The organism is Bacillus sp. FSL R5-0416, assembly GCF_037975425.1.
Taxonomy (GTDB): domain Bacteria; phylum Bacillota; class Bacilli; order Bacillales; family Bacillaceae; genus Bacillus; species Bacillus subtilis.
Window position 1 is genome coordinate 228,929 of the sequence record NZ_CP150252.1, and the last position, 23,082, is coordinate 252,010.

A 23,082-nucleotide genomic window follows, 5' to 3' on the forward strand; every position below is an offset into this window, starting at 1 on the left:
AATAATATAATTAGCAAGAGAATGTCATCATACATGAAAGGTGTTTACGATATGAATCAATTGCATCGAAGAATGGGAACGTTTTCCCTCATGATGGTCGGGCTAGGGTCGATGATCGGTTCAGGCTGGCTGTTCGGGGCTTGGCGTGCGGCTCAAATAGCAGGACCAGCTGCTATTATTTCATGGGTTATTGGAATGGTCGTCATTTTATTTATTGCTCTTTCTTATAGTGAACTAGGTTCTATGTTCCCTGAAGCGGGGGGAATGGTCAAATACACGCAATATTCACACGGTTCGTTTATCGGTTTTATTGCGGGCTGGGCCAACTGGATTGCGATTGTGTCCGTCATTCCGGTTGAAGCGGTGGCCTCCGTTCAATATATGAGTTCTTGGCCTTGGGAATGGGCGAAATGGACAAGCGGTTTGGTGAAGAATGGAACGCTGACTGGGGAAGGACTAGCGTTTGCCTCTGTATTGCTTCTCATTTATTTTCTGCTGAACTACTGGACAGTCAATCTATTTTCGAAAGCGAATTCATTAATTACGATTTTTAAAATTATTATTCCGGGTCTTACGATTGGAGCTTTGCTGTTTGTCGGATTCCACGGAGAAAACTTTACTGGCGGTCAAAGCATTGCGCCGAATGGCTGGGCAAGTGTGCTGACGGCGGTTGCCACTTCAGGTATCGTTTTTGCGTTTAATGGTTTCCAAAGCCCGATTAATATGGCGGGTGAAGCAAAAAACCCGGGGAAATCAATCCCGATTGCGGTTGTTGGCTCTCTTTTCGTTGCGACAGTGATTTATGTCCTGCTGCAGATCGCCTTCATTGGAGCTGTGAATCCTTCTGATATTGCTCACGGCTGGAGCCATCTGAATTTTAATTCTCCTTTTGCTGATCTGGCGATTGCGCTGAATATTAACTGGCTAGTTATTGTGTTATATGCGGATGCATTTGTATCACCGTCTGGAACAGGGATTACGTATACGGCGACAACGTCCCGAATGATTTACGGAATGGAAAAAAACAAATACATGCCGAGTATATTCGGGAAGCTTCATCCGATTTACGGCGTTCCGCGACAAGCAATGTTCTTTAACTTGATTGTGTCGTTCATCTTTTTGTTCCTGTTCAGAGGGTGGGGCGTATTAGCGGAAATTATTTCCGTTGCTACGTTAATTTCTTATATCACCGGCCCGATCACAGTCATGACATTGAGACGGACGGGGAAAGACCTGTACAGGCCTCTTCGTTTAAAAGGTTTAAACGTGATTGCGCCGCTTGGATTTATCTTTGCGTCACTGGTGCTGTATTGGGCGCGCTGGCCGTTAACAGGACAGGTTCTGTTTATTATCCTGATCGGTCTTCCGATTTATTTCTATTATCAGGCGAAGGCGAAATGGAAAGGGTTTGGCCGAAACTTCAAAGCCGGCGTCTGGATGGTGTTTTATCTGCTGGCCATGATGGTCATTTCTTATTTGGGCAGTGATAAATTCGGCGGCCTGAATGTCATTCATTATGGCTGGGATATGGTTCTGATTGCGATGGTATCACTTGTATTCTATGTGTGGGCGCTGAAGAGCGGCTACCAGACAGAATACTTAAAGGATGCGAAAGAGATAAATTCTCAGCTGCTTAATGGACAGTCAGAAGCTGCTGCCGGAAAAGAATAAAATATGAAGAAAACCTTGCGATAGTTGTCGCAAGGTTTTTTGCTTTTAATAACCCTTTTTTACTTTGTGGAAAAGATCAGGATAGTTGGTGAACACTCCTGTTACGCCCCAATCAAGCAGGCGATGCATATCAGCTTCATTATTGACTGTGTAAGGGTGAAGCAGGAGGCCGTGGCTGCGGATCATACGGACGTTTTCTTGATTTAAAGCTTTATAATCCGGGCCCGCACCGACAGCGTATGTTTTGATTTCTTCCAGGGCAGCATCTGTCATTGACGCCATTTGTTTGGCTTCCAGCAATTGAACGGTCGGCAGTTTTGGCTGTAATTGATGGACTTTTACCAGACTTTCTTTGCTGAACGATTGAATGATCACCTGGCCTGGCTTAGAATGCTTACCCAGTAATTTATGTTTCTGCAAAGAAGCGATCAGTTTTTCTTCCATACCTGGGTAGGTGTCAGGCGATTTTGTTTCAATGTAGTAGTTCGCGTGCTTTCCGAAACGGTCTAATACCTCTTCTAATGTAGGAACTTTAAGGCCGACGTACTGCGGCTTTGCTTTTTCCGGATAGGCTTCATTAAACCAAGAACCGGCGTCAAGCTTCTTAATGTCTGCGAGCGTATGGTCTTTCACCCAGCCCGTTCCGTTTGTGGTACGGTCCAGTTTTTCATCGTGCATGACAATCAATTTCCCGTCTTTTGTCATTTGCAGATCTAATTCAATATAATCTGCTTTCATTTTCTGAGCGGTTTCGTAAGACAGAATCGTGTGCTCAGGCACATATCCAGAAGCCCCTCTGTGCGCGACGGTCAGGATACGGTCAGGTGACAGCAGGTTTCCTTTTGACGCTGCCGACACTGGCATTACCATAAATGAGAGTAATCCCAGCGACAGAACAAACAAGGCCAGTATTCTATTTTTTCTCATGATTTCTCCTCCTTATAGATAAGCACTACCTGTCTTTCATATTAAAAAACGGATGTAAACGGCGTGTTGGAAAACTATTAATCTTTTATGTGTCTTTCTTAAACATGCTCTGCCCGTTTTCCTGTATTCCACGTCAAAGCCAAGAAGACGATGGCAAGAATGCAGGAAGAGATCAGCATGATAAAGCCGCCGTTCCAATTAAAGCGGTCAACGACAAAGCCCATAATGGCGTTTGCGAAAGCGGATCCGCCGATGTATCCGAAAAATCCGGTCAAACCGGCTGCAGTTCCGGCTGCTTTTTTCGGTGCTAGATCAATCGCTTGCAGGCCGATCAGCATAACAGGTCCGTAGATTAAGAAGCCAATGCTGATCAGGGCGATATTGTCCACGAGCGGATTGCCGGCCGGATTCAGCCAGTACACCAATACGGCAATGAAAACACCCGCCATAAACAAAACGCCTGCAGGTGCCCGGCGGCTTTTGAAGAATCGGTCACTGATCCAGCCGCACAAGATTGTTCCCGGTATGCCTGCGTATTCGTAAAGAAAATACGACCAGCGCGAGTCTTCAGGAGAAAAGCCTTTGGCTTCTGTTAAGTAAGTAGGCGCCCAGTCAACCACGCCGTATCGCACGAAATAAACAAATACATTGGCAAAAGCGATGTACCAAAGAAATTTGTTGTTCAGCACATATTGAAAAAGAATTTCTTTTGTTGTTAATTCTTTTTCCTGATTTTTAAAAGCGTGTTTTGGATAGTCATTCCGATACTCTTCAATTGGCGGGAGTCCGCAGGATTGAGGCGTATCACGAACCAATAAAACAATTAAAAATGAAATGATAATGGCGATGATGGCAGGGAAGAAAAACACGCTTTTCCAAGTGACGAACATCGCGATCCCAAGAGTGACAAGCGGAGCAAGAATACCGCCGCCTATGTTATGGGCGACATTCCAGATCGACATTTTTGTGCCGCGTTCACTTATGGAGAACCAATGGGCCATCGTCCTGCCGCATGGCGGCCAGCCCATTCCTTGAAACCATCCGTTGATAAACATAAAAATAAACATGATGGTGACGCTCGAAGTCACCCAAGGCATTGAAACGAATAGAATATTAACGATTGCTGATAAAAATAGGCCTGTCGCCAGAAAATATCTCGGATTACAGCGGTCAGACACCATTCCCATGATGAATTTGCTGAAGCCGTACGCAATGGACACAGCGGCCAGCACCAAACCCAGTTCTGTTTTCGAAAATCCCTGTTCCTGCAGATAAGGAATGGCAAAGGCAAAGTTTTTCCGCAGCAGGTAGTAGCCTGCGTAGCCAATGAAAATACCAATGAATACTTGCAGTCTGAGCCGTTTGTATGCCGCATCCATCTTTGAATCATCCAGTCTCTCAATATGAGGAGCCGGTTTAAATATATTAAGCATTAATAATTATCCCCCTTTGCTGTTTGTGCTGGATGTGTGGCGTACCTCCTTTCCCGAAAAACAAAAAGAGCCAGAAAACACCCCTTGTCAAAAGGGGTTGGATTCCTGGCTCTCCTCATCTCCATCCAAGCTATTAACTTATCATGATAGCGCTTTCTTAAATTATCATAGTCCGGAGCGAATGTAAACGGGTAATTTTCAAATTGGGCCTTAGGGAAGTAAATATTATCCTTTTACTAAATGAAATTATATTTTTTTACTAGTAACATAAAAATCTGGAGGGAGGCTGTTTAAAGGTGGATGAATTAGATATCGCATTCTTTATTTTACCGTTAGGAATTATGCTGCTATCGATTGTCGGGACCTGTATTTGTAAAAACCCGTATCTGATGCCAATGCTTAGTTTGGTGATTTCTCTTGTGCTCACCTTTACCATTTTTAATGAATCATTTTTGGGATGGGCTGTTGTCTATAGCTTGGTTTCTCTGGCTTTATCCTATATCACATTGATTGTGGTAAGGAAAAGGAAGGAATCAGGAAATTAAAAAGACCTCACTTTCTAACATATCGTTGATTAAAGCAACTATATATGATTATAATTGCCTTAGTCAACAATATTAGAAAGTGGGGATTGATTTGAAAACAAGAGAATCATCTGTCGGGTTAAAATTCAGAAAGTTCAATCGATTTTATACAAACGTCCTTGGTTTCCTTAATGAGCACATTTACGACAGCCCGTTTTCCTTAACAGAAACACGGATTTTATTTGAGATTTATAATACGCCTAATTGTACGGCAAAAGCTCTTCAGGATAAACTGGGGCTTGACCGGGGATATGTCAGCAGGATTGTGAAGCAGTTTGAAAAAGAAGATTTGATCTATAAACAGAGGAGCAAAGATGACGCTCGCCACCATTATATTTTTGTCACAGAAACAGGAAAAACGATTTATAAAAAGCTGGAGGAGAAAGCCAACGAACAAGTAGAACTGATGCTGAAGGAAATCAACCAAAAGGAGCAGCACAGGCTTGCCGAGGCGATGGCAGAGATTGAAGCGATCCTTTCACAGTCGCTTTCTGCCAGAACATCAGAGATATCGATTAGAGATTATTTTCTTTCGGAGGATCTTCAACTCCTTATTGAGAAACAAAGACAATTTTACGCGGAGGCTCACGGTTGGGATGACACGTTTTTAGCTTATCTTCAGGAGACATTTGACGCTGACATCGAAAAAATATGGATTGCGGAAAGCGGCGGGAAATTTGCTGGCTCTGTCGGGTTGGTCAAGCATGATGAAAAGACAGTCCAGCTCAGATGGTTTCTGGTTGATGCGGATTTTCGGGGCAGGGGGCTCGGCACGCAATTGCTGGAGCATCTGGTTGCATACTGCCAAGACATGAAGTTTGACCGCATTTTCCTTTGGACGGTGAGCACGATGGCTGAGGCTCGTCCGCTCTATAAAAAATTTGGATTCAGGATAAGTGAAGTAAAACAAGAAGCGCCATTATGGGGACAGCAGCTGACAGAAGAACGGTGGGATTTGGAACTGTCATGAAAAGACTGCATTATGCGTGGATCATCGTCTCCGTCACCTTTTTGATCTTATTGGCAGTTCAGGGGGTGCGGCTGTCATTTGGTGCGTTTGTGGAGCCGTGGGAACGGCAGTTTTCAATGGATAGAAGCACCATCTCGCTGATTTCGACGGTGAGTTTTATTGTTTATGGCATATCACAGCCTGTGATCGGTCGGCTTGTGGACAAATGGGGTGCTCGGGCTGTTTTGGCATGGAGTGCGTTACTGACAGGAGTCAGCATTTTCTTAACATACCTAGTGACTTCGCCTTGGCAGCTGTTTCTGCTTTATGGGCTGGGTGTCTCGCTTGGAGTGGGCGGAGCATCGAATGTGGCGGCAAGTGTATTGGTCGTCAATTGGTTCAGCCAAAAGCGGGGACTAGCCTTTGGGATCATGGAAGCAGGCTTTGGCGCAGGGCAAATGCTTCTCGTTCCCGGCTCACTCATGTTGATCCATTGGTTTAGCTGGAAGCTGACGGTTGTGGTGTTGGGACTGCTGTTAATCTTGATTGTCTTTCCGGCTGCGCTGCTGATGCTGCGGAACAATCCTTCAGAAAAGAATACAGAGCCGATAGGCGGACTGGCTGCATCAGAAAAAGAAACAGCACCCAAAACAACAGCTCTTTCAGTGGCCGGGATGTTTCGTATGAGGCAATTCTGGTTCTTGATTTTTCCGTTTTTGATCTGTGGATTTACGACCGTGGGGCTGATGGATACCCATTTGATTCCGTTTTCTCATGATCATGGCTTTTCAACAACAGTCACGAGTGCTGCTGTCAGTCTGCTGGCAGGCTTTAATATTGCTGGCATCTTGCTGTCCGGAATTGTAGCGGACCGGTGGAGCAGCCGGAAAATCCTGTGCTTTTTATATGCGGTGCGGGCGCTGTCGATCGTGATTCTTATTTACAGCCACGAGCCCTACTTGCTTTTAGCCTTTGCGATTCTGTTTGGATTAGTGGACTTTGCAACGGTAGCACCGACTCAAATGCTCGCCACCCAGTACTTTCAAAACTACTCGATCGGCCTCATGATTGGCTGGCTGTCACTCGCCCATCAGATCGGATCGGCACTAGGTGCGTATGTGCCCGGCGTCATCTACACGGTAACGGGTGAGTATACACTGGCTTTTTATTTGTCGATTGGAATGCTCGTGCTTGCGAGCGTAATGAATGTGATGCTGAGGGAGCCAGCTGCGGTCACGCGTGACAGTGCGGCTGTGGTAGACAAGTGATGAGGACAAAGGGAAAGCATCTCTGATTTCGAGATTATTCAGAGATGCTTTTTTTGTATTTTTGTTCTAATACGAAGTCGATCATACCGACTATGCGGGCGTTTTCGGATTTTTGTTTGAAGCGTTCTGAACGATTATATTAGCGTAAAACCTCAAACATCTATTGGGAAGTTGAGATTATTTAACATATTTTCACAATAGTTGATTTGTAACGCAGCGTGAGATGTCTGTCGTCTACCCATAAACTGTAATTTAGACATTAAGCATCCATTTTACATTCGTTCTCCAACAGCTTCGCTTTCGGTTTCATCTCCGAGATGTAGAGGCCTAAAAGCGTAAGGGCGCCTCCTAGAAGAGCGATCCATGTCATGTTTTCATGCAGGATCAGGACGGAAGCGGCGATTGTGATAACCGGGACCATGTATATATACGCACTGGATTTGACGGCTCCGAGCACGCCGACTGAGTAATTCCAAGTGGCGAAGCACAGGGCCGAAGCGCCAATCCCTAAGAAAAGCATGTTGAGTATATTTGAAGCAGATGAAAATCGGCTTAGGTCAAAATGGAAGTCGAACAAAAATAAAGCAGGAACCATAAATAATAGGCCATACAAAAATACTCTCTGTGTCAGCTCGATGATGTGGTATTCGTAGGCGCTTAATTTTTTCATGAATATCGAGTATCCGCCAAACACGAGAGCAGCCCCGGCTGCCATGATGTCTCCGAGCGGATTTAGACGAAGTACCACATTGCCGTTAAACGTAATCAATAAAAGCCCGATCAGTGCCGAGACAAATCCAATCAAAAAAGTCAGACGCAGTTTTTCGCCTTCGAGCAGAAAATGGGCCAAAACCGCAGTGATCATCGGTATAATGGACACGATCATGCCGACATTGGATGCGTATGTATAGGTGAGAGCTATATTTTCTAATAGAAAGTATAAGGTTACGCCAAATAAACCAGCCCCGGCAAACAACAGCTCCTGCCGCCAATTTCTGAACGGAATCATGTTGGGACGGACGAGGATAAGAGCGATAAAGCCCATCAAAAACCGATAAAATAATATTTCCATTGGAGAGAAGTCAGCCAGCAGAACTTTTGTCGAAATAAAGGTCGTCCCCCAAATCAGAATGGTCACAATGGCTGCGATATGCCCCGAAGTTTTTCTTTGTATGTTCATCTGTGAAGCTCCTTTTCAAAAATCTTCATGTATTGCTTCGGCGTCAGCCCCACCTGCCGTTTAAAAAACTTCGTCATATGACTCTGATCGCTGAATCCTGTCTGAAATGCCGCATCAATCGGCCTTACCCCTTGTTCAAGAAGTTTTTTCGCTTGATTAATCCGGATTGTTTCCATGTAGCTATTAGGGGTAATGCCTTTTTGTTTTGTAAATGAACGCAATAAATGATACTTGCTCCAGCCTGTTAATTCACTCAAATCATTGAGTGTGACATTTTCGGCATAATGCTCTTCTAAAAATTCACAAACCATTTTGACTTCGTCTGATGGTTCTGGAACGCTGCTAAGGAACGTGACATCTGAATAATGGCGGATCAGCTCTTCTAATAGATGAAGAAACAGCTCCTCCTTACGCAAAGCTTGTTTTTCCTCGGATATCAAAATATGCAATTCCTGCAGGCTGGCTGTCAGCTCATGGCGGAATAACACATGCTGGGAGAAATAAGGGAGATGCCCGGAGCCAGTAATCTCTTTCACCGCCTTCTCCATGATATCCGGCATGACATTGATACACCGATAATCAAGCGTCCGGCCGTCAATCTGTTCACAGCTATGCGTGTCACGAGGGTTAAAGAGGAGAAGATCACCTGGATTGATGATATATTCTTGATCCTGACAGGCCAGATACCGTTGCCCTTTTTCAATAAATCCAATCACATAATAATCGTGAAAGTGGTTCGGGAACTTTTGCATAATTCCCTTGAAACGGTAGGCTTCTATATGAAGGTTTGGGTCAAGCTGCAATGTGCGGGTTTCGTTTTGCATGGGATGCCTCCTGTCGGTGTGGTGGTCTTGGATTAAGTGTAGCATGATTTTGGGGGATTTCTTGTATGATGTTGCTGTTTAGGAATAGAGATAGCAGACCGTTATTGGTCTGCTTTCGTTTAAGAATTTAAAAGATTTTAACCCTCAATAATAATTTTATCTTTTTTAATAAAAATTTATTTTTCAAATATTTCAGTTATAATGGTTTGGAACAGATAGGAGGGGCAAAGATGTATCAATCAAAGAAGGTTTTATTGTTAGGTTCAGGTGAATTAGGTAAAGAGGTAGTGATTGAAGCCCAGCGTCTTGGGGTACAGACGGTGGCAGTTGACAGTTACGAGCATGCTCCGGCGATGCAGGTCGCGCATAACAGTTATGTCGTTGATATGCTGGACCCAGAGCAGATCAGAACCATTATTGAGAAAGAAAAGCCGGATTTGATTGTGCCTGAGGTTGAGGCGATCGCGACGGATGAATTGCTGAAGCTTGAAGAGGAAGGATTTCACGTCATCCCGAATGCCCGTGCGGCCAAGCTGACGATGGATCGGGAAGGCATCAGACGGCTTGCGGCGGAAACGCTTGGACTTGCGACGGCTGGCTATGAATTTGCGAATACATATGATGAATTTATACAAGCGGCAGCACAGATCGGTTTTCCTTGTGTCGTTAAACCATTGATGAGTTCTTCTGGAAAAGGCCAAAGCATCTGCCGCTCTGAAGCGGATTTAGAGAGCTGCTGGGAGACGGCGATGGAAGGCGGACGGGTGAAAAACGGCCGCGTGATCGTTGAGGAGTTTATCCCATTCGAATCAGAAATCACACTCTTAACCGTACGTGCGGTTAACGGTACGGCATTTTGCGAGCCGATCGGTCATGTGCAAAAGGACGGGGATTATATCGAATCATGGCAGCCGCATGATATGACAGAGCAGCAAATAGAAGAAGCGAAGCATATTGCGAAAACGATCACGGATGAGCTTGGCGGATACGGCCTGTTTGGTGTTGAGCTGTTCCTTGCGAAAGATAGGGTATATTTCAGTGAGGTATCTCCCCGTCCGCATGATACGGGTCTTGTCACGCTGGTGACGCAAAATTTGTCAGAATTTGCGCTGCATGTCCGGGCGATTCTCGGCTTTCCGATTACAGAAATCACACAGCTTTCTCCTGGCGCCAGCAGGCCCCTCAAAGCGCCGGAAGAATTAGCGGATTACACTGTTGAAGGATTGGAAAACGCACTGGCAGTCCCAAAGACTCAAATGCGCGTCTTTGGAAAGCCGATAACGAAAGCCGGACGTCGTATGGCAGTTGCGCTTTCTGCTGCTGATACAGTTGAAACGGCAAGAGAGAATGCAAAGAAAGCGTTGGACCAGCTAACGATAAAATAGAGTTTGAGCAGGCCTTGTCATGGTACAAGGCCTGTTTTTTTCTTTCTCCGTAAAAGTTTTATCATAAGAATCAGAAACCCGATTATAATGTAAAAGTCTTCCATCAATACGGGTGGTTGACACTAAAGGAGGGAGATGACAAAATGAAATTAGTTCCAAGATTCAGAAAACAATGGTTCGCTTACTTAACGGTTTTGTGTTTGGCTTTGGCAGCAGCGGTATCTTTTGGCGTACCGGCAAAAGCGGCAGAGAACCCGCAAACTTCTGTATCGAATACTGGTAAAGAAGCTGATGCTACGAAAAACCAAACGTCAAAAGCAGAACAGGTTTCCGCCCCTTATGAGGGAACCGGAAAAACAAGTAAACCGTTATACGGCGGCCAAACGGAACTGGAGAAAAATATTAAAACCTTACAGCCTTCGAGCATTATCGGAACTGATGAACGCACCAGAATCTCCAGCACGACATCTTTTCCATATAGAGCAACTGTTCAACTGTCAATCAAGTATCCCAACACTTCAAGCACTTATGGATGTACCGGATTTTTAGTCAATCCAAATACAGTCGTCACAGCTGGACATTGTGTGTACAGCCAGGATCATGGATGGGCTTCGACGATAACCGCCGCGCCGGGCCGCAATGGTTCGTCATACCCGTACGGTACTTATTCAGGCACGATGTTTTACTCCGTCAAAGGATGGACGGAAAGCAAAGACACCAATTATGATTACGGAGCTATTAAATTAAACGGTTCTCCTGGAAACACGGTTGGCTGGTACGGCTACCGGACTACAAACAGCAGCAGTCCCGTGGGCCTTTCCTCGTCAGTGACAGGATTCCCGTGTGACAAAACCTTTGGCACGATGTGGTCTGATACAAAGCCGATTCGCTCCGCTGAAACGTATAAGCTGACCTATACAACCGATACGTACGGCTGCCAAAGCGGCTCGCCTGTTTATCGAAACTACAGTGATACAGGGCAGACAGCTATTGCCATTCACACGAACGGAGGATCGTCATATAACTTGGGAACAAGGGTGACGAACGATGTATTCAACAATATTCAATATTGGGCAAATCAATAAATACAGCAAACTAGCCATATTCATGTCTATTTTGTTTTTATGCGGGTGCAGTTCGCAGACGCATTCTTCTCCAAAAGAAACGACTATTCCTGTCACTCTTCATGTGGAGGATGCTAAGGGGCTGCCGGTCGAAGGGGTTCAAGTGACGATTGTCAAAGCGCCTGCCTCAGACGAGGAGCCGAGTACAGAGATTGGCGAGATACTCGGTAAAACAGACAAAAACGGAGATATCAAATGGGATACCGGCAGAAAAGGAGATTACTCAGTCGCGTTGACGAAGGGTGAAACATCAGTAACCCATCACATCTCGTTAACAGAGGAAAAAAAAGATCATGCCATTCCATTAGTCTTCAAAGAATAGCAGTTTCCTTGATTTTAAGGGAACTGCCTTTTTTATTTATTGCAGGAAACCAAACTATATACTGGAAATTTATTATGTGAGATAATAAGAAATAGGTATTTTTTCTTACGAGACAAAAGGGGCGTTATCCTTTATTTTATATTAATCAAACCCGGAGGAAAAAGAAGAAGATGATACAAGATTCAATGCAGTTTGCCGCGGTTGAAAGTGGTCTGCGTTTTTACCAGGCATATGATCAAAGCCTTTCTTTGTGGCCGATTGAGTCGGAAGCATTCTATGTTTCTACTCGTTTTGGAAAAACACATATCATTGCAAGTGGGCCAAAGGACGCACCTTCGCTCATTTTGCTTCACGGGGGCCTTTTCAGCTCTGCAATGTGGTATCCGAATATCGCGGCGTTGAGCCGTCAATTTCGTACATATGCGGTCGATATAATAGGAGACAAAAATAAAAGTATACCATCAGCAGCCATGGAAACGAGAGCTGATTTTGCAGAATGGATGAAAGATGTCTTTGATTCTCTTGGACTTGAGACGGCACACCTGGCCGGTCTTTCGCTTGGCGGGTCCCATATCGTGAATTTCTTACTCTGCGCGCCTGAAAGAGTAGAGCGGGCGGTTGTTATGAGTCCCGCTGAAGCGTTTATTTCATTTCATCCGGATGTCTATAAATACGCTGCAGAGCTTACAGGGGCAAAAGGAGCTGAATCATATATCAAGTGGATCACAGGCGACAGTTATGATCTGCATCCTTTACTGCAAAGACAAATTGTGGCGGGCGTGGAATGGCAGGATGAACAAAGGAGCCTGAAGCCGACAGAAAACGGCTTTCCGTACGTGTTCACAGACCAGGAATTGAAATCGATACAAGTCCCGGTACTGCTGATGTTCGGTGAGCACGAGGTCATGTACCATCAGCAAATGGCCTTTGAGCGGGCTTCGGTATTGGTGCCGGGAATTCAGGCTGAAATCGTAAAGAACGCCGGACATCTGTTATCTCTGGAGCAGCCAGAGTACGTCAATCAACGCGTCTTGTCCTTTTTATGCGGGGGGATAAACTAGTAAGGAACATGAAAAGATTGGCATTCATTTTTCAAAAGGTAACAAATGTTGTATAATAATAGAATTTGAATGCTGCTTTTTTTGGGAGCATTCTATGTTATCATGCTTATTGGAGAAAAATTTTCCTGTAACGCTATTCGATCACTATCGTCAAATAATATAGATGGTTTTACAATTGGAGGTTTGGTTACACTGTGAATTACATCCCCTGTATGATTACGATAGGAAACTTCATTTGCGGATTGCTGGCGATTCATTCCTTGCTATATCACAACATTCATTCAGCAGTGCTTTTTATTTTTACAGGCATGTTCCTTGATTTCTTTGACGGGATGGCTGCTCGTAAGCTGAATGCCGTTTCTGATATGGGGAGAGAACTGGATTCGTTTGCCGATCTGGTTACGTTTGGGGTGGCTCCTGCTATGCTTGCTTACAGTGTCGCGTTGTATACCCTGCCATTTATCGGGATCTTATGCGCATTGACGTACAGCATTTGCGGAATGCTTCGCCTCTCTAAATTTAACATTGAACAAAGCAAGCTCCCGACGTTTATCGGTATGCCGATTCCGTTTGCGGGCATGTGTCTCGTTATTTTAAGCTTTACCTATAACCCGATCCTTCTGGCAATCGGCACTTGCGGACTTTCATATTTGATGGTGAGTAAAATAAAATTCCCTCATTTTAAAAAACATGCGGCAGAAAACCTGGAGTCTGGGAGATGGAATTAGTTCAGCAGCTCATAGCGGATTACGGTTATCTCGCTATTTTTTTGATGCTGGTATTAGGAATTGTAGGATTGCCGATTCCAGATGAAGTGATGATGACCGTTGTTGGCTATTTCACGCATACCGATGTATTGAATTATGAGCTTTCGATATTGATTAGTTTTGTCGGGGCTTTGTTAGGTATGCTGATCAGCTACATGATTGGCAGAAAAGCCGGACGCCCGTTTATCGACAAGTACGGCAAGTGGGTCGGCTTAAAAGAAAAAAGAATGATGAAAGTGGAAAAATGGATGAAGAAATACGGTCCATATTCTCTTATTTTAGGTTATTTTATTCCCGGCGTCAGACATGTGACGTGCTACTTTTCGGGGATCGGCAAAATGGATCTGAAAACGTATGTTGCGTTTGCGGCAATCGGCGCCTTTTTATGGTGCTTTGTTTTTATTACAATCGGAAGGGTTATAGGGATTATTCATGTTTAATACGGCTGTAAAGATTCTGTATCGATCATTGATAGAGCTGACGAATCATCGTCTGTCATCCTATCTGATTAAAGGATTTTGCGAGTCAAAAATCAGCAAACCGGTCATTCCGCTTTTCTCAAAACATTTTCGGCTGAATTGGGATGATGTGGATGGTACGGCTGCTGATTACGGATCGCTGTCCGAATTGTTCATTCGACAAATAAATCTGGAGCGGCGCCCTGTGTCAAAAGAGGCGCATGCGGTGGTCAGCCCTGTTGACGGTGTGGTTCAGACGGTAGGAATCATCAACCCGAATCAAACCTTTACGGTGAAGGGAAAAGATTACTCATTCGCTGAACTCACCGGCTGTAAAAGCGCAGACCATCAATACAACGGCGGATACTTCGTCGTGCTGTATCTAAGCCCGAGGCATTATCACCGTTTCCATTCTCCGATCAGCTGCAGGTATCAAAAGCTGGCCGAGCTCGGAAATCGCTCATACCCGGTAAATCAACTAGGCTTAAAATACGGGAAAGATGTGCTGTCGAAAAATTATCGGTTTGTGTACGAGCTGAATAGCGGCAGCCGAAATGTCCTGATGATTCCTGTCGGCGCGATGAATATTAATTCTATCGTGCAGACGAGCACCCGTGCTGAATTGGAGATCGGCGAAGAGCTGGGATACTTTTCATTCGGGTCAACCGTCATTTTGATTTTTGAAAAAGACGCGTTCCAGCCGTCCGCCCATTTAGCAGAAGGCCAAGAAGTTCAAGTCGGAGAACTGATAGGTTATGAAGAGTAAAAAGAGGAGCTTGCATAAACGCAGCGCCTCTTTTTTTGAAGAAAGGTGAGACTTATGGAGAAACAAATCATCAGCTGGATTACAGATTATCAGAACACCGGAGATGAAGCCGTCCTGCGGCAAGTGCGAGAAGTGTGCTGGCCGATCGTTGAAGCGGTTTTGCAAGAGAAGGCAATAGATGATGAACAAGCGAACAATTTGCGCGAAAAAGGAATCGAGCGGTTTCCATTCATCATCAGCAAATACCAAGCGGATGTGCAGCTTCCGGTTGAGACATTTTTACGAAATACGTATCGGTTTTACTTTCATCAGGTGATGAGAGAATCCAGCTAAAGCTTCTTTCAACAGAGAAGCTTTTTTTGTTGGCAGGAAAAGGAAACTTTTTCTATATCTATCTCGTAATGACTAGAGAACCTAATTGGGGATTCACAGAAGAGCAGATGATCCTGAAGGAACAATATGACGGTGTCATTTGGCTGGAGCATATCACGCCGTCAGTCATTATCAAGTGAGCGGTGTCCCCTGTGCTATTACAGGTGGAGTGCACCTTTTGTTTGATAGTTTTCAGATAACTACATTGATTAGTAAATGAATGGAAAATACTTTTCTACTGTGAGAAACCCTTGTGCTGCTTAGGTTTGTAAGAGCTTGGATATTTTTATCAGTCTGGGCGGATCTGTTCATCTTTGCGGCATTTTCCTGTATGATATAGTAAGAGTGTGCATAGCAACTAACTATAATTGAACAGGGTGTTTAAAACATGGAAAAACAATACAGAGTATTACTTTACTATAAATATGTTCCGATTGAAGATCCAGAGGCGTTTAGAGAGCAGCATCTGGCTTTTTGTAAGGAGCTTGGTTTGTTAGGCCGTATCCTTGTTTCTTCTGAAGGAATTAACGGTACGGTATCAGGTACGGTTGAACAGACTGAAAAATATATGGAAACAATGAAAGCTGATCCTCGTTTTGCGGACATGGTATTTAAAATTGATGAAGCAGAAGGCCATGCCTTCAAAAAAATCTTCGTCCGCCATAAAAAAGAGCTTGTAACGCTTCGTCTTGAAGATGATGTCGATCCGAACGAAACAACAGGCCAGCATTTGAAGCCTGCAGAATTTTATGAGAAGATGCAGGATCCAAACACAATTGTCATCGACGCGCGTAACGATTACGAGTATGACCTTGGCCATTTCAGAGGTGCGGTCCGCCCTGACATCGAAGCCTTCCGCGAATTACCTGAATGGATCGAAGAACACAAGGATATGCTTGAAGGCAAAAAGATTTTAACGTACTGTACAGGCGGCGTGCGCTGTGAAAAGTTCTCAGGATGGCTGGTGAAGCAAGGCTTTGAAGATGTAGCACAGCTTGACGGCGGAATCGTGACATACGGAAAAGATCCTGAAGTGCAAGGCAAGCTTTGGGACGGCCAGTGCTACGTATTTGATGAAAGAATCAGCGTGCCTGTCAACCGTGTCGAGCATGTGATTGTCGGCAAGGACTACTTTACAGGAGAACCGTGTGAGCGTTATGTGAACTGTGCAAATCCATCTTGCAATAAAAAAATGATATGCACACCGGAAAATGAGTATAAATATATGCGCAGCTGCAGCCACGAATGCCGCACGAACCCAAGAAACCTGTATGTGAAAGAGCATAATATGACAGAAGAAGAAGTAAACGCAAGACTGGCAGCGATTGAAACAGGAGATCACGCTGCTGCTGAATAATAAAAAGAACACCTCGGATTGAGGTGTTCTTTTTTCTATATGCTTTCAGTTTGGCTGTTTGCGGAAACCCATTCTTTTTGGCGGAAGGCCTTTTCCCATTTTGATACCACGATACAGGCGATCGCATGTCCCGGTACGTTCACGCCTGTTCTCGCCATGTCCATGACGCGGTCAACACCCGCGATAATGGCAACGCCTTCAGCCGGCAGTCCTACAGCATTGGCAGTCGCCAGAAGAACTACAAGCGATCCTGAGGGTACAGCTGCAATGCCTTTACTGGTCATCACAAGCACAAGCATCATGAGCAGCTGCTGGGACAATGTCATGTCTACTTGAAAGGCCTGTGCGAGAAAGATACAAGAAACCGATAAATATAAGCTGGAGCCGTCACAGTTCAATGACAAGCCGGAGGGAACGACAAATGATACCACTCGTTTGGGACAGCCGTATTTCTCCATTCTATCCATCAGCTGAGGGAGAATGGTTTCAGTGCTGGTGGTGGAAAATGCAATTAAAAACAGATCCCATATCATTTTCAATACTTCGAAATACTTAATCTGAAAGATGAGACCGACAAGCGGAAAGAGGACAAAGAGGATCAGGAACAGGCCAAGGAATACGGTGCCAACCAGCTTAAACATAGGGAGGAGGAGTTCAATGCCATATTGGCCTACAGAAGCAGCCATCAGGGCTAACACGCCGATAGGAGCAGTGACCATGACGATTTGCGTGAGCTTGAACATAATCTGAGCTGTAGATTCAAAAAACTTCATTACTGGTTCAGAAGCTTTGCCGATACCAGCTGCGGCGACACCAAATAAAATGGCGAAGAAAATAACGGCAAGCAAATCATTTCTGGCCATGACATCAATAATGTTTGTAGGGATAATATCCAGGACCATTTGCTTGAAATCAACAACTTTGTCTGTGTAGCCGGAAAGTTCATGAATATCTTTTTTTGCCAAATGGGAGAGGTCAAGCCCGACACCTGGTTTTAAGACATTCGCTAATAAAAGTCCAAGCCCTAATACCAACGTTGTAATCACTTCGAACCAAATGATCGTCTTGATGCCGAGACTGCCCATTTTTTTCATGCTTCCGCTTCCTGCGGCTCCAATGACAATGGTAGAAAATACAATCGGCACAACAATCATTTTAATCAGGCGGATAAATCCATCTCCGACAGGCCTCAGTGCCATCCCGAAATCAGGAAAAAAGTGGCCGATCACCGCGCCGACAGCCAAAGCGATTAAAATTTGAAACGCGATTAATTTTTTCAAATGAATCCCCCTTTAGAACGATAGAATGTAGGCATATTCATATCATTCGTGATTCAAATGCAAACACCTTTTTTCAAGTTATTTTATTTTGACAGCGCTTTCATTATGTTGGCGAAAAAGTCCCCCACCGCAGGGGGGACTTTTTTACTTCATTTGAATGTGCTTTAGATCTTCTTCAGAGGTATTTGTGAAAATAACCGGTGTTATGGCTGAAGCGGCATGCTGCTTGATGTAATTGAGATCAAAGGTGAGAAGCAGTTCGCCTTGTTTGACGGCTTGTCCGCTTGTGACATGTGCTTCAAAGCCTTCCCCATTCAGTTTGACGGTATCAACGCCGACATGAATCAGGATTTCAGTGCCGCCGGCGCTCATAAAGCCGATGGCGTGTTTTGTCGGAAAAATCGAGACGATCTCGCCGTCCGCAGGTGCAACGACTTTTCCTTCTGATGGTATAATCGCAAATCCCTCGCCCATCATTTTTTCTGAAAAGACTTGATCAGGCACATCCCCTAAAGAGACTGTTTCTCCTTTAATCGGATAGATAAAGGTCTCGCCGGAAGCGGGCTTCTGCGGTTTGTCAGTTACCGTGTCCAGCGCGGCGGCGGTGGCAGGGACGCCTCCGGCCATGATTGTTTTGATGTCGTCTTTTAAGGCATCGGACTTGGTTCCGAATATTGCCTGGAAGTTGTTGTTGACCTCCAGTACACCTACTGCACCAAGCCGTTTTAATTCATCCTTGCTGACTTGGCTTGGCTGATGAACGGTCACACGAAGCCTTGTGATACATGCATCCAGGTTAGCGATATTTTGCTGTCCGCCCAAGGCCTGCAGCACGTGAAAGGCAAGCTGGTCTTTTGCAACTGGAGCTTTCTCCTCATTCTGACCGTCTTCATCTGTCTCACGGCCGGGCGTTTTCAAATTCCATTTCAGAATCGCAAATCGGAACAAATAATAATAAATGAAAGCAAACACGATCCCGACAGGAATGACAACCCAGCCGTTTGTAGACAGTCCGTAGTTCAAGACGTAGTCAATTCCGCCGCCTGAGAACGTATAGCCGTGGCGGACATGGAATAAATCACAAACGACAAAGATGACGCCGGCAAGAATAGAGTTAATCAAATAGAGCACGGGCGCAACGAACAAGAAAGAAAACTCAACCGGCTCTGTAATTCCGGTCAGCATAGATGTGAGTGCCGCAGAAATCATCACGCCGGAGATCATTTTTTTCTTTTCCGGACGCGCGGTATGGATAATGGCAAGAGCAACGGCCGGCAGACAGAAAATCATGTAAGGGAAATCCCCCATCATAAAGCGCCCGGCTGTCGGGTCTCCCGCGAAAAACCTTGTCAGGTCGCCGGTTACGGTGTTGCCTGTTGATGGGTCTGTGTATTCTCCCATCATAAAATAGAAAGGCGTATAAAAAATATGATGCAGGCCAAAAGGAATCAGCAAACGATAGATCGTTGCATAAAAGAACAGGCCGACTGTTGAATCGGCAATTAAACTGCTGGCTGCGTTAATTCCGTTTTGGATCAGCGGCCAAACGAATGAGAAAATGACACCGATCACCAATGAACTGACGGAAGTAATAATCGGGACAAAGCGTTTTCCAGAGAAAAATCCAAGGACCGGATGCAGCTCGATTGATGAAAATCGCTTATATAAATAGGCGGCGAGAAGCCCGATAATGATTCCTCCGAAAACCCCCATATCAATCAGGTGCTCGCCTCCTTCATACGGAGGCTGAAGGCCGAGTAATTTTCCCATATTGTCGAGGGTGACGGTTAAAATTAAGTATCCGATGACAGCTGCAAGTCCGGCTACACCTTCTCCGCCGGCTAATCCGATCGCGACCCCCACGGCGAAAATCAGCGGGAGATTATCGAATACAACGCCGCCCGCATCCTTTATAATAGGGATGTTCAGTAAGTCCTTGTCTCCGAAACGGAGCAAAAGACCGGCTGCCGGCAGGACGGCAACCGGAGTCATCAACGCGCGGCCAAGCTGCTGCAGAATTTGAAATGCCTTTTTAAACATGACAGTCTCCTTTTATTGTTTTATGAGCATGGAGCACTCTTTAATTTTTGAGCTGCTTTATAATCGGCGATAACGGTTACATGATTGTGTTTTTGAAGAATGGAGGCTGGTACTTCTGTCGTGACAGGACCTTCAGCCATCTTTTGAATAGCGTCTGCTTTTTCCTCGCCGCTTGCTAAAAGCACAATATGTTTGCTGAATTCCATGATGGTTTTAATGCCCATTGAAATCGCGAGTCTCGGCACCAGCACCGGATCACCGCCGAAGAATCTGGCATTTGCCTGTATCGTGCTTTCCGAGAGCTTCACAACACGTGTCCGGTCTTCAAAATCAGATCCCGGTTCATTAAAACCGATATGGCCATTGGCGCCGATGCCGAGAATTTGGACATCAATGCCTCCCGCCTGGCGGATGAGATCCTCGTATACTTTGCATGCCGCCTCAAGCTGCGGGTTGTCTCCTTGCGGGATATGAATATGATCAGGCTGCATATTGATATGCTGAAAAAGATGCTCATGCATAAAATGGTTATAACTTTGCGGATGAGATGGAGAGAGACCAGCGTATTCATCCAAATTAAATGTAGTAACCTTTGAAAAATCAATTTCGCCTGCCTGATAGTCTGAAATCAACTGCTTATACAAGCCGACCGGTGTGCTTCCTGTTGCCAGGCCGAGAACGGCATCTTTCTTAGCTTGTATTTGTTCTTTAATAATGGCAGCGCTTAACTTACAGAGTTCTTCGTAGTGCTCGGCGATCAGAATCTTCATGTGACACCCCCTCAAAGAGATAGACAAGCACCATATTTGTTATTACCAATTTATAATACTTGTCATTACGAATTTAGCACCACCATTATTAAACTGTCAATATTAATTTCTGAAAATTTGTTATAAAAGAAGGATACAAATCTTTCATATTGGGATGGCAAATGGTATTATGGTCTCAATGAAAAAGAACGGAATGCATACAGAATGGGGAGAATGAAATGACAGCTTTATATTCTGTTATCAAGTTTAAAATCATTGAGTTAATTAAATCGGGCAAATATCAGGCGAATGATCAGCTGCCGACGGAGAGTGAGTTTTGCGAACAATATGATGTCAGCAGAACAACTGTGAGACTGGCTCTGCAGCAGCTAGAGCTTGAGGGATATATTAAAAGAATTCAAGGAAAAGGGACATTTGTATCGGCGGCAAAAATACAAACGCCGATTCCGCATAAGATTACGAGCTTTGCAGAACAAATGAGAGGCCTTCGTTCTGAATCAAAAGTGCTTGAGCTTGTTGTGATTCCTGCCGATCACTCCATTGCCGAGCTTTTGAAAATGAAAGAGAATGAACCTGTCAACAAGCTTGTCAGAGTCAGATACGCCGAGGGGGAACCTTTGCAGTATCATACCTCATATATTCCCTGGAAGGCGGCACCGGGGCTGGCGCAGGAGGAATGCACCGGCTCGCTGTTTGAATTGTTAAGGACAAAATACAATATTGAAATCAGCAGGGGCACGGAATCGATCGAACCGATTTTAACGGATGAAACGATCAGCGGCCACTTATTAACCAATGTCGGAGCGCCTGCGTTTTTATCAGAATCCCTTACCTATGATAAAAATGAAGAAGTGGTGGAATATGCGCAAATTATTACCCGGGGAGACCGAACGAAATTCATCGTAGAACAGTCATATCATTCATAAAGCAATGTGTTTTAAGAAGGGAATGGTGGTTCTATGTTTTTATTTACGAATGGAAAAGTGCTGTGGGGAGCAGTGATTGCTGCATTCATCTTTTCAATTGTATTTTACCCTTTTCTGCCGACGCAGATGCCGATTCATTATGATGTTGCGAACAGCCCTGATCTGACGGTTAACAAGCTGGCGGGGACTGTGATGCTGCCTGTTTTGATGGTGGTGTTTGCATGGGCGCGGAAGATCAATTGGCAATTTGTATTCGCAGTGTATATTTTGCTGATTTGCCACATTGTCGTCCTTTGTTTAGCGGTCTAAATCAAACAGCCAGAATAAAACTGGCTGTTTTTCTTTAATTTCAGCTTCATCTGACAATGAATGTGGTGTATAATAGCTGATGATCCTAAAGAATATTCTGAAATTTATAGGTGTGAAGCGGCGTATGATTAAAGGAAAGGCTGTATACTTTTTGCAGCTTTAAAAAGACTGAATATTTAAACAATTATGTGAAAGGTGTGCTGATTAGATTGAATAAGCTTATCGAACGAGAAAAAACTGTATATTATAAGGAAAAGCCCGACCCGTCTTCCTTGGGGTTTGGACAATATTTTACAGATTATATGTTTGTGATGGACTACGAAGAGGGGATTGGATGGCATCATCCGAGAATTGCGCCGTACGCACCGCTTACGCTCGATCCGTCTTCATCTGTTTTTCATTACGGCCAGGCTGTTTTTGAAGGGTTAAAAGCATACAGAACAGAGGATGGCAGGGTGCTCCTGTTCCGTCCGGATCAAAATATCAAACGGCTGAACAGATCGTGTGAGCGCATGAGCATGCCCCCTTTAGACGAAGAGCTAGTGCTTGAGGCATTGACACAATTAGTTGAGCTGGAGAAAGATTGGGTTCCAAAGAAAAAAGGAACGTCACTGTATATTCGTCCTTTTGTCATTGCCACAGAACCGAGTCTCGGTGTGAAGGCATCCAGGAGCTATACATTTATGATCGTGCTTTCGCCTGTCGGCTCCTATTATGGCGACGATCAGCTGAAGCCGGTTAGAATCTATGTCGAAGATGAGTATGTGCGGGCGGTCAGCGGCGGAGTCGGATTTGCAAAAACGGCTGGAAACTATGCCGCCAGTCTTCAGGCACAGCGGAAAGCGAATGAGCTGGGCTATGACCAGGTACTGTGGCTGGACGCCATTGAAAAGAAATATGTGGAAGAAGTAGGGAGCATGAACATCTTTTTCGTCATAAACGGGGAAGCTGTCACACCTGCTTTAAGCGGAAGCATTTTAAGCGGGGTTACACGTGCGTCTGCGATTGAACTGATTCGAAGCTGGGGCATTCCGGTTCGTGAAGAGAGAATATCGATTGATGAGGTGTATGCGGCCTCTGCACGCGGAGAATTGACAGAGGTCTTCGGCACAGGCACGGCAGCCGTCGTTACGCCTGTCGGTGAACTCAATATTCATGGAAAAACGGTGATTGTAGGCGACGGGCAAATCGGGGACCTCTCGAAAAAGCTGTATGAAACGATAACAGATATTCAGCTTGGCAAGGTGAAGGGCCCGTTTAACTGGACAGTGGAAGTGTGAAAACTGAAAAAGAACCTGCCCGGAGGCAG

The 23,082-nt window shown here is 44.9% G+C and carries 23 protein-coding genes and 1 pseudogene; 17 read left to right on the forward strand and 7 right to left on the reverse strand.

The window, feature by feature from the left end:
* Positions 1-51 precede the first annotated feature (51 nt).
* Positions 52-1,671: an APC family permease gene (locus NYE20_RS01290; protein WP_003246447.1), complete on the forward strand. Its 1,620-nt coding sequence runs from the start codon at positions 52-54 to the stop codon at positions 1,669-1,671.
* A 45-nt stretch (positions 1,672-1,716) separates the two neighbouring features.
* On the opposite strand, the gene NYE20_RS01295 is transcribed toward NYE20_RS01290, so the two are convergent.
* Positions 1,717-2,598 carry a glycerophosphodiester phosphodiesterase gene (locus NYE20_RS01295; protein WP_072173706.1) on the reverse strand — a complete coding sequence of 294 codons (882 nt, stop codon included), beginning with the start codon at positions 2,596-2,598 and terminating at the stop codon, positions 1,717-1,719.
* 98 nt (positions 2,599-2,696) lie between these two features.
* The gene (gene glpT, locus NYE20_RS01300) at positions 2,697-4,031 is read right to left on the reverse strand and encodes a glycerol-3-phosphate transporter (protein ID WP_003246460.1); all 1,335 of its coding nucleotides are present in this window, start codon (positions 4,029-4,031) and stop codon (positions 2,697-2,699) included.
* A gap of 296 nt (positions 4,032-4,327) precedes the next feature.
* On the opposite strand from glpT, the gene NYE20_RS01305 reads away from it, so the two are divergent.
* The 3 genes from NYE20_RS01305 to NYE20_RS01315 all read left to right on the forward strand — a co-directional run bounded on the left by NYE20_RS01305 (position 4,328) and on the right by NYE20_RS01315 (position 6,832).
* Positions 4,328-4,576, forward strand: a complete 249-nt coding sequence (locus NYE20_RS01305; RefSeq protein WP_015715167.1) for a YbeF family protein — start codon at positions 4,328-4,330, stop codon at positions 4,574-4,576.
* 91 nt (positions 4,577-4,667) lie between these two features.
* Positions 4,668-5,585, forward strand: coding sequence for a helix-turn-helix domain-containing GNAT family N-acetyltransferase (locus NYE20_RS01310; protein WP_070548436.1), 918 nt, complete (start codon positions 4,668-4,670; stop codon positions 5,583-5,585).
* Positions 5,582-6,832, forward strand: a complete 1,251-nt coding sequence (locus tag NYE20_RS01315) for an MFS transporter (RefSeq protein ID WP_161621782.1) — start codon at positions 5,582-5,584, stop codon at positions 6,830-6,832. The genes NYE20_RS01310 and NYE20_RS01315 overlap by 4 nt, the downstream gene beginning before the upstream one ends.
* A 259-nt stretch (positions 6,833-7,091) precedes the next feature.
* Here the strand turns inward: NYE20_RS01315 and NYE20_RS01320 are convergent, their stop codons facing one another.
* Together NYE20_RS01320 and NYE20_RS01325 are read right to left on the reverse strand one after the other, a co-directional pair.
* Complete coding sequence (locus NYE20_RS01320; RefSeq protein WP_159376623.1) at positions 7,092-8,012, reverse strand: DMT family transporter; 921 nt, start codon at positions 8,010-8,012, stop codon at positions 7,092-7,094.
* Positions 8,009-8,836, reverse strand: a complete 828-nt coding sequence (locus tag NYE20_RS01325; RefSeq protein ID WP_161621313.1) for an AraC family transcriptional regulator — start codon at positions 8,834-8,836, stop codon at positions 8,009-8,011. The genes NYE20_RS01320 and NYE20_RS01325 overlap by 4 nt, the downstream gene beginning before the upstream one ends.
* Before the next feature lie 215 nt (positions 8,837-9,051).
* Here NYE20_RS01325 and purT point away from each other — a divergent pair, with 215 nt between their 5' ends.
* The 10 genes and pseudogenes from purT to NYE20_RS01375 all read left to right on the forward strand — a co-directional run bounded on the left by purT (position 9,052) and on the right by NYE20_RS01375 (position 16,448).
* Positions 9,052-10,221 (forward strand): phosphoribosylglycinamide formyltransferase 2, encoded by a 1,170-nt coding sequence (gene purT, locus NYE20_RS01330; protein WP_257475332.1) that lies wholly within the window; start codon positions 9,052-9,054, stop codon positions 10,219-10,221.
* Between the two features lie 143 nt (positions 10,222-10,364).
* Complete coding sequence (gene mpr / locus NYE20_RS01335; protein ID WP_085186666.1) at positions 10,365-11,306, forward strand: extracellular metalloprotease Mpr; 942 nt, start codon at positions 10,365-10,367, stop codon at positions 11,304-11,306.
* Entirely contained in the window at positions 11,269-11,667 is a 399-nt protein-coding gene (locus tag NYE20_RS01340) for a YbfJ family protein (RefSeq protein ID WP_085186668.1), read from the forward strand. The genes mpr and NYE20_RS01340 overlap by 38 nt, the downstream gene beginning before the upstream one ends.
* Positions 11,668-11,837: 170 nt before the next feature.
* On the forward strand, positions 11,838-12,728 hold the full coding sequence (gene cesB / locus NYE20_RS01345; RefSeq protein ID WP_339184266.1) for an enantioselective carboxylesterase CesB: 891 nt from the start codon (positions 11,838-11,840) through the stop codon (positions 12,726-12,728).
* Positions 12,729-12,922: 194 nt separating this feature from the next.
* On the forward strand, positions 12,923-13,456 hold the full coding sequence (gene pssA, locus NYE20_RS01350; protein ID WP_038827915.1) for a CDP-diacylglycerol--serine O-phosphatidyltransferase: 534 nt from the start codon (positions 12,923-12,925) through the stop codon (positions 13,454-13,456).
* Positions 13,447-13,935, forward strand: a complete 489-nt coding sequence (locus NYE20_RS01355; protein WP_003234861.1) for a DedA family protein — start codon at positions 13,447-13,449, stop codon at positions 13,933-13,935. The genes pssA and NYE20_RS01355 overlap by 10 nt, the downstream gene beginning before the upstream one ends.
* On the forward strand, positions 13,928-14,719 hold the full coding sequence (locus NYE20_RS01360) for a phosphatidylserine decarboxylase (RefSeq protein WP_003234858.1): 792 nt from the start codon (positions 13,928-13,930) through the stop codon (positions 14,717-14,719). The genes NYE20_RS01355 and NYE20_RS01360 overlap by 8 nt, the downstream gene beginning before the upstream one ends.
* Before the next feature lie 54 nt (positions 14,720-14,773).
* On the forward strand, positions 14,774-15,052 hold the full coding sequence (locus NYE20_RS01365; RefSeq protein ID WP_021481898.1) for a hypothetical protein: 279 nt from the start codon (positions 14,774-14,776) through the stop codon (positions 15,050-15,052).
* A gap of 86 nt (positions 15,053-15,138) precedes the next feature.
* Positions 15,139-15,231 (forward strand): annotated as a pseudogene (locus NYE20_RS01370) (hypothetical protein); the annotation flags it as partial.
* 248 nt (positions 15,232-15,479) lie between these two features.
* Complete coding sequence (locus NYE20_RS01375; protein ID WP_032724818.1) at positions 15,480-16,448, forward strand: rhodanese-related sulfurtransferase; 969 nt, start codon at positions 15,480-15,482, stop codon at positions 16,446-16,448.
* Positions 16,449-16,483: 35 nt separating this feature from the next.
* Here the strand turns inward: NYE20_RS01375 and gltP are convergent, their stop codons facing one another.
* The 3 genes from gltP to nagB all read right to left on the reverse strand — a co-directional run bounded on the left by gltP (position 16,484) and on the right by nagB (position 20,538).
* Positions 16,484-17,728 carry a glutamate-aspartate/proton symporter GltP gene (gltP, locus tag NYE20_RS01380; RefSeq protein ID WP_014478694.1) on the reverse strand — a complete coding sequence of 415 codons (1,245 nt, stop codon included), beginning with the start codon at positions 17,726-17,728 and terminating at the stop codon, positions 16,484-16,486.
* A gap of 144 nt (positions 17,729-17,872) precedes the next feature.
* Entirely contained in the window at positions 17,873-19,768 is a 1,896-nt protein-coding gene (gene ptsG, locus NYE20_RS01385) for a glucose-specific PTS transporter subunit IIBC (RefSeq protein ID WP_161621315.1), read from the reverse strand.
* A gap of 20 nt (positions 19,769-19,788) precedes the next feature.
* A complete protein-coding gene (gene nagB, locus NYE20_RS01390) occupies positions 19,789-20,538 on the reverse strand; it encodes a glucosamine-6-phosphate deaminase (RefSeq protein WP_046380750.1) in 750 nt (249 codons plus the stop codon).
* Between the two features lie 218 nt (positions 20,539-20,756).
* Between nagB and gamR the strand changes: the two genes are divergently transcribed.
* The 3 genes from gamR (at position 20,757) to NYE20_RS01405 (ending at position 23,053) form a co-directional block, all read left to right on the forward strand.
* On the forward strand, positions 20,757-21,464 hold the full coding sequence (gene gamR / locus NYE20_RS01395) for a transcriptional regulator GamR (protein WP_072173716.1): 708 nt from the start codon (positions 20,757-20,759) through the stop codon (positions 21,462-21,464).
* A 33-nt stretch (positions 21,465-21,497) separates the two neighbouring features.
* The gene (locus NYE20_RS01400; protein ID WP_032724827.1) at positions 21,498-21,773 is read left to right on the forward strand and encodes a DUF1648 domain-containing protein; all 276 of its coding nucleotides are present in this window, start codon (positions 21,498-21,500) and stop codon (positions 21,771-21,773) included.
* Between the two features lie 209 nt (positions 21,774-21,982).
* Positions 21,983-23,053 carry a branched-chain amino acid aminotransferase gene (locus tag NYE20_RS01405; protein ID WP_161621316.1) on the forward strand — a complete coding sequence of 357 codons (1,071 nt, stop codon included), beginning with the start codon at positions 21,983-21,985 and terminating at the stop codon, positions 23,051-23,053.
* The last annotated feature ends 29 nt before the right edge of the window (positions 23,054-23,082 follow it).

Coding starts and splice junctions, on each gene's coding strand:
- NYE20_RS01290 (WP_003246447.1), top strand. CDS start 52: ATGAATCAATTGCATCGAAGAATGGGAACGTTTTCCCTCATGATGGTC.
- NYE20_RS01295 (WP_072173706.1), bottom strand. CDS start 2,598: ATGAGAAAAAATAGAATACTGGCCTTGTTTGTTCTGTCGCTGGGATTA.
- glpT (WP_003246460.1), bottom strand. CDS start 4,031: ATGCTTAATATATTTAAACCGGCTCCTCATATTGAGAGACTGGATGAT.
- NYE20_RS01315 (WP_161621782.1), top strand. CDS start 5,582: ATGAAAAGACTGCATTATGCGTGGATCATCGTCTCCGTCACCTTTTTG.
- NYE20_RS01320 (WP_159376623.1), bottom strand. CDS start 8,012: ATGAACATACAAAGAAAAACTTCGGGGCATATCGCAGCCATTGTGACC.
- NYE20_RS01325 (WP_161621313.1), bottom strand. CDS start 8,836: ATGCAAAACGAAACCCGCACATTGCAGCTTGACCCAAACCTTCATATA.
- mpr (WP_085186666.1), top strand. CDS start 10,365: ATGAAATTAGTTCCAAGATTCAGAAAACAATGGTTCGCTTACTTAACG.
- NYE20_RS01340 (WP_085186668.1), top strand. CDS start 11,269: ATGTATTCAACAATATTCAATATTGGGCAAATCAATAAATACAGCAAA.
- cesB (WP_339184266.1), top strand. CDS start 11,838: ATGATACAAGATTCAATGCAGTTTGCCGCGGTTGAAAGTGGTCTGCGT.
- NYE20_RS01355 (WP_003234861.1), top strand. CDS start 13,447: ATGGAATTAGTTCAGCAGCTCATAGCGGATTACGGTTATCTCGCTATT.
- NYE20_RS01360 (WP_003234858.1), top strand. CDS start 13,928: ATGTTTAATACGGCTGTAAAGATTCTGTATCGATCATTGATAGAGCTG.
- NYE20_RS01365 (WP_021481898.1), top strand. CDS start 14,774: ATGGAGAAACAAATCATCAGCTGGATTACAGATTATCAGAACACCGGA.
- NYE20_RS01375 (WP_032724818.1), top strand. CDS start 15,480: ATGGAAAAACAATACAGAGTATTACTTTACTATAAATATGTTCCGATT.
- ptsG (WP_161621315.1), bottom strand. CDS start 19,768: ATGTTTAAAAAGGCATTTCAAATTCTGCAGCAGCTTGGCCGCGCGTTG.
- nagB (WP_046380750.1), bottom strand. CDS start 20,538: ATGAAGATTCTGATCGCCGAGCACTACGAAGAACTCTGTAAGTTAAGC.
- gamR (WP_072173716.1), top strand. CDS start 20,757: ATGACAGCTTTATATTCTGTTATCAAGTTTAAAATCATTGAGTTAATT.
- NYE20_RS01400 (WP_032724827.1), top strand. CDS start 21,498: ATGTTTTTATTTACGAATGGAAAAGTGCTGTGGGGAGCAGTGATTGCT.